The following is a 5,743-nucleotide window of genomic DNA, read 5'->3' as shown; positions in this document are numbered from 1 at the left end:
TAAACAAAGAGTTTAGCGTAGCAGAAAAGAATACGGTTCTTTAACAATTAACAGTCAATAAATGTGGGCACTTGGTGTAGCGCGCCAAGCAACTTAGGTTGTTTGGAATGCTTAAAACATATAGCAAGTGTTCACAAGAAATAACAAAGCAAGACAATCTTTTGTAATGAGAGATTGAACTGTCAGTATTTTGAGTGAGCGACATGTCAGTAAAATGACATAGACAAGAAATTGTCGAAAAACAGAGATTAAACTGAAGAGTTTGATCCTGGCTCAGATTGAACGCTGGCGGCATGCCTTACACATGCAAGTCGAACGGCAGCACGGACTTCGGTCTGGTGGCGAGTGGCGAACGGGTGAGTAATATATCGGAACATACCCTAGAGTGGGGGATAACGTAGCGAAAGTTACGCTAATACCGCATACGATCTAAGGATGAAAGCGGGGGATCGCAAGACCTCGTGCTCATGGAGTGGCCGATATCTGATTAGCTAGTTGGTAGGGTAAAAGCCTACCAAGGCAACGATCAGTAGCTGGTTTGAGAGAACGACCAGCCACACTGGAACTGAGACACGGTCCAGACTCCTACGGGAGGCAGCAGTGGGGAATTTTGGACAATGGGGGCAACCCTGATCCAGCAATGCCGCGTGAGTGAAGAAGGCCCTCGGGTTGTAAAGCTCTTTTGTCAGGGAAGAAACGGTGAATCCTAATATGGTTTGCTAATGACGGTACCTGAAGAATAAGCACCGGCTAACTACGTGCCAGCAGCCGCGGTAATACGTAGGGTGCAAGCGTTAATCGGAATTACTGGGCGTAAAGCGTGCGCAGGCGGTTTTATAAGTCTGATGTGAAATCCCCGGGCTCAACCTGGGAACTGCATTGGAGACTGTAAGGCTAGAGTGTGTCAGAGGGGGGTAGAATTCCACGTGTAGCAGTGAAATGCGTAGATATGTGGAGGAATACCGATGGCGAAGGCAGCCCCCTGGGATAACACTGACGCTCATGCACGAAAGCGTGGGGAGCAAACAGGATTAGATACCCTGGTAGTCCACGCCCTAAACGATGTCTACTAGTTGTCGGGTCTTAATTGACTTGGTAACGCAGCTAACGCGTGAAGTAGACCGCCTGGGGAGTACGGTCGCAAGATTAAAACTCAAAGGAATTGACGGGGACCCGCACAAGCGGTGGATGATGTGGATTAATTCGATGCAACGCGAAAAACCTTACCTACCCTTGACATGGAAGGAATCCCGAAGAGATTTGGGAGTGCTCGAAAGAGAACCTTTACACAGGTGCTGCATGGCTGTCGTCAGCTCGTGTCGTGAGATGTTGGGTTAAGTCCCGCAACGAGCGCAACCCTTGTCATTAGTTGCTACGAAAGGGCACTCTAATGAGACTGCCGGTGACAAACCGGAGGAAGGTGGGGATGACGTCAAGTCCTCATGGCCCTTATGGGTAGGGCTTCACACGTCATACAATGGTACATACAGAGGGCCGCCAACCCGCGAGGGGGAGCTAATCCCAGAAAGTGTATCGTAGTCCGGATTGTAGTCTGCAACTCGACTACATGAAGTTGGAATCGCTAGTAATCGCGGATCAGCATGTCGCGGTGAATACGTTCCCGGGTCTTGTACACACCGCCCGTCACACCATGGGAGCGGGTTCTGCCAGAAGTAGTTAGCTTAACCGCAAGGAGGGCGATTACCACGGCAGGGTTCGTGACTGGGGTGAAGTCGTAACAAGGTAGCCGTATCGGAAGGTGCGGCTGGATCACCTCCTTTCTAGAGTAGCGCGAAGTTAAGTGTCCACACTTATTGACTGTTAATGATAATGAACAGAGAACGGTTTGCGTCGGGGTAGCAATGACCGGACAGCGACTGAAAGTTCAGTAGCGGGTCTGTAGCTCAGTTGGTTAGAGCACCGTGTTGATAACGCGGGGGTCGTTGGTTCGAGCCCAACCAGACCCACCAGAATGATGGGGGTTTAGCTCAGCTGGGAGAGCACCTGCTTTGCAAGCAGGGGGTCGTCGGTTCGATCCCGTCAACCTCCACCAAGAAATAGCAAACCTAAGTCTGCGCGGTAAGTAAAGTAGAAAGCGCCAAGGTTTAGGTTTGTTCTTTCAAAGCGAAAGACATTAGTAATAAAGTAGTTCTCGTTCTTTAACAATTCAGAAGAAGTAAAGTAGAAATAATCAAAATTATTTCTGTAAAGAAAGGTTAGTGAAATCGGCAACGAAATCGTTAATCGAATTTATGGAAGGGTTGTGATTGTATCGAACAAACAAAGTATTAAAAGCGAGTTTGAAAAAGCTGTCGAAAGACAAGTTTTAGAAAATCAAATTCCTTGAGATACGGCAAACGCTAAAGTAATACTCATAAGTAGTAAAGAACTATAGCCGGTTCTTGGTGATGAACCCAGGTACTGAATTCATTCAGTAAATGGACACCAGGAGTTAAAGTTATAGGGACAAGTGACTAAGTGCACATGGTGGATGCCTTGGCGATATCAGGCGATGAAGGACGTAGTAGCTTGCGATAAGCTGCGGGGAGTGAGCAAACACACATTGATCCGCAGATTTCCGAATGGGGAAACCCGGCCGTAAGGTCATTGCAATCTGAATACATAGGATTGCAAAGCGAACGTGGCGAACTGAAACATCTAAGTAGCTACAGGAAAAGAAATCAACCGAGATTCCCAAAGTAGTGGCGAGCGAAATGGGAAGAGCCTGCAAGATTTAGCATCTTTGATAATAGAACGACTTGGAAACGTCGGCCATAGAGGGTGATAGCCCCGTATATGAAATCATCGGTGTGGAACTAAGCTTGCGACAAGTAGGGCGGGACACGTGAAATCCTGTCTGAACATGGGGGGACCATCCTCCAAGGCTAAATACTCGATATCGACCGATAGTGAACCAGTACCGTGAGGGAAAGGCGAAAAGAACCCCGGGAGGGGAGTGAAATAGAACCTGAAACCGTGTGCATACAAACAGTAGGAGCGGACTTGTTCCGTGACTGCGTACCTTTTGTATAATGGGTCAGCGACTTACATTCAGTGGCAAGCTTAACCGCATAGGGAAGGCGCAGAGAAATCGAGTCCGAATAGGGCGAATCAGTCGCTGGGTGTAGACCCGAAACCAAGTGATCTACTCATGGCCAGGTTGAAGGTGCGGTAACACGCACTGGAGGACCGAACCCACTAATGTTGAAAAATTAGGGGATGAGCTGTGGGTAGGGGTGAAAGGCTAAACAAACTTGGAAATAGCTGGTTCTCTCCGAAAACTATTTAGGTAGTGCCTCAAGTATCACCGACGGGGGTAGAGCACTGTTATGGCTAGGGGGTCATCGCGACTTACCAAACCATTGCAAACTCCGAATACCGTTGAGTGCGAGCTTGGGAGACAGACATCGGGTGCTAACGTCCGGTGTCAAGAGGGAAACAACCCAGACCGCCAGCTAAGGTCCCAAAGTATAGCTAAGTGGAAAACGAAGTGGGAAGGCTAAAACAGTCAGGAGGTTGGCTTAGAAGCAGCCACCCTTTAAAGAAAGCGTAATAGCTCACTGATCGAGTCGTCCTGCGCGGAAGATGTAACGGGGCTAAGCTATACACCGAAGCTGCGGATATCCGTAAGGATATGGTAGGAGAGCGTTCTGTAAGCCTGCGAAGGTGACTTGTAAAGGTTGCTGGAGGTATCAGAAGTGCGAATGCTGACATGAGTAGCGATAATGGGGGTGAAAAGCCTCCACGCCGTAAGCCCAAGGTTTCCTGTTCAACGTTCATCGGAGCAGGGTGAGTCGGCCCCTAAGGCGAGGCAGAGATGCGTAGCTGATGGGAAGCAGGTTAATATTCCTGCACCGTCGTATGATGCGATGGGGGGACGGATCGCGGAAGGTTGTCCGACTGTTGGAATAGTCGGTTCTTAATCTGGAGAAGGCGCTTAGGAAAATCCGGGCGCAGGATTCAAGGGGTTGAGACGAGTGAACTTGTTCACGAAGCAATCGGAAGTGGTTCCAAGAAAAGCCTCTAAGCTTCAGTCATACGAGACCGTACCGCAAACCGACACAGGTGGGCGAGATGAGTATTCTAAGGCGCTTGAGAGAACTCGGGAGAAGGAACTCGGCAAATTGGTACCGTAACTTCGGGATAAGGTACGCCCTTGTAGCTTGACTGGCCTGCGCCAGGAGGGTGAAGGGGTTGCAATAAACTGGTGGCTGCGACTGTTTAATAAAAACACAGCACTCTGCAAACACGAAAGTGGACGTATAGGGTGTGACGCCTGCCCGGTGCTGGAAGATTAAATGATGGGGTGCAAGCTCTTGATTGAAGTCCCAGTAAACGGCGGCCGTAACTATAACGGTCCTAAGGTAGCGAAATTCCTTGTCGGGTAAGTTCCGACCTGCACGAATGGCGTAACGATGGCCACACTGTCTCCTCCCGAGACTCAGCGAAGTTGAAGTGTTTGTGATGATGCAATCTACCCGCGGCTAGACGGAAAGACCCCATGAACCTTTACTGTAGCTTTGCATTGGACTTTGAATCGATCTGTGTAGGATAGGTGGGAGGCTTTGAAGCGTGGACGCCAGTTTGCGTGGAGCCATCCTTGAAATACCACCCTGGTTTATTTGAGGTTCTAACCTTGGCCCGTAATCCGGGTCGGGGACAGTGCATGGTAGGCAGTTTGACTGGGGCGGTCTCCTCCCAAAGTGTAACGGAGGAGTTCGAAGGTACGCTAGGTACGGTCGGACATCGTGCTAATAGTGCAATGGCATAAGCGTGCTTAACTGCGAGACTGACAAGTCGAGCAGGTACGAAAGTAGGACATAGTGATCCGGTGGTTCTGTATGGAAGGGCCATCGCTCAACGGATAAAAGGTACTCTGGGGATAACAGGCTGATTCCTCCCAAGAGTTCATATCGACGGGGGAGTTTGGCACCTCGATGTCGGCTCATCACATCCTGGGGCTGTAGCCGGTCCCAAGGGTATGGCTGTTCGCCATTTAAAGTGGTACGTGAGCTGGGTTTAAAACGTCGTGAGACAGTTTGGTCCCTATCTGCCGTGGGCGTTGGAAGTTTGAAGGGGGCTGCTCCTAGTACGAGAGGACCGGAGTGGACGAACCTCTGGTGTATCGGTTGTCACGCCAGTGGCATTGCCGAGTAGCTATGTTCGGAAGAGATAACCGCTGAAAGCATCTAAGCGGGAAACTCGCCTTAAGATGAGACTTCCCAGAGACTTGATCTCTTTAAAGGGTCGTTCGAGACCAGGACGTTGATAGGCTGGGTGTGGAAGTGCAGTAATGCATTAAGCTAACCAGTACTAATTGCCCGTAAGGCTTGTCCCTATAACCTTAGCAGGATATAGGCTACGACAAGTATTTGTAGTGTTTGCGATACTCGCACCAGACGGTGTGAGGTGTTCGGCAACAATTACAACCACTCAGTGAAGCGATGGTCTCGCTTCACTGAAAAAATAAGTAATCTTGATTAGTGCGAATAAGATCGCACACTCTACGACACTCCTTCTGAATTGGATTTGTTGTATCTGCCAAAGCAACGGCAATACAATAAATCAACAAGTTATGCCTGATGACCATAGCTAATCGGTACCACCCCTTCCCATCCCGAACAGGACCGTGAAACGATTACGCGCCAATGATAGTGCTGCAACCAGTGTGAAAGTAGGTTATCGTCAGGCTTTTATTCCGCATGCCCCCGCTCATTCACTTGTGCGGGGGTTTTGCTTTTAA

Annotated in this window: 2 tRNA genes and 3 rRNA genes; all 5 read left to right on the top strand. The window is 49.4% G+C overall.

Going from position 1 to position 5,743, the window contains the following annotated elements:
* Nucleotides 1-250: 250 nt before the first annotated feature.
* The 5 genes from LZ463_RS28750 to rrf all read left to right on the top strand — a co-directional run bounded on the left by LZ463_RS28750 (nt 251) and on the right by rrf (nt 5,691).
* Nucleotides 251-1,781: ribosomal RNA gene (locus tag LZ463_RS28750) — 16S ribosomal RNA — on the top strand.
* A gap of 112 nt (nt 1,782-1,893) precedes the next feature.
* Nucleotides 1,894-1,970 (top strand) — tRNA-Ile (locus tag LZ463_RS28745).
* 7 nt (nt 1,971-1,977) lie between these two features.
* Nucleotides 1,978-2,053, top strand: a tRNA-Ala gene (locus tag LZ463_RS28740).
* 411 nt (nt 2,054-2,464) lie between these two features.
* Nucleotides 2,465-5,338 (top strand): 23S ribosomal RNA (locus tag LZ463_RS28735).
* A gap of 240 nt (nt 5,339-5,578) precedes the next feature.
* Nucleotides 5,579-5,691 (top strand): 5S ribosomal RNA (rrf, locus tag LZ463_RS28730).
* The 16S, 23S and 5S rRNA genes sit together here with 2 tRNA genes alongside, the layout of an rRNA operon.
* Nucleotides 5,692-5,743: the final 52 nt, after the last annotated feature.

This window comes from Undibacterium paludis, from assembly GCF_022568815.1.
Lineage (GTDB): Bacteria > Pseudomonadota > Gammaproteobacteria > Burkholderiales > Burkholderiaceae_D > Undibacterium.
Note: the sequence above shows the minus strand (reverse complement) of the source record. Positions and strands in the feature narration are given on the sequence as shown.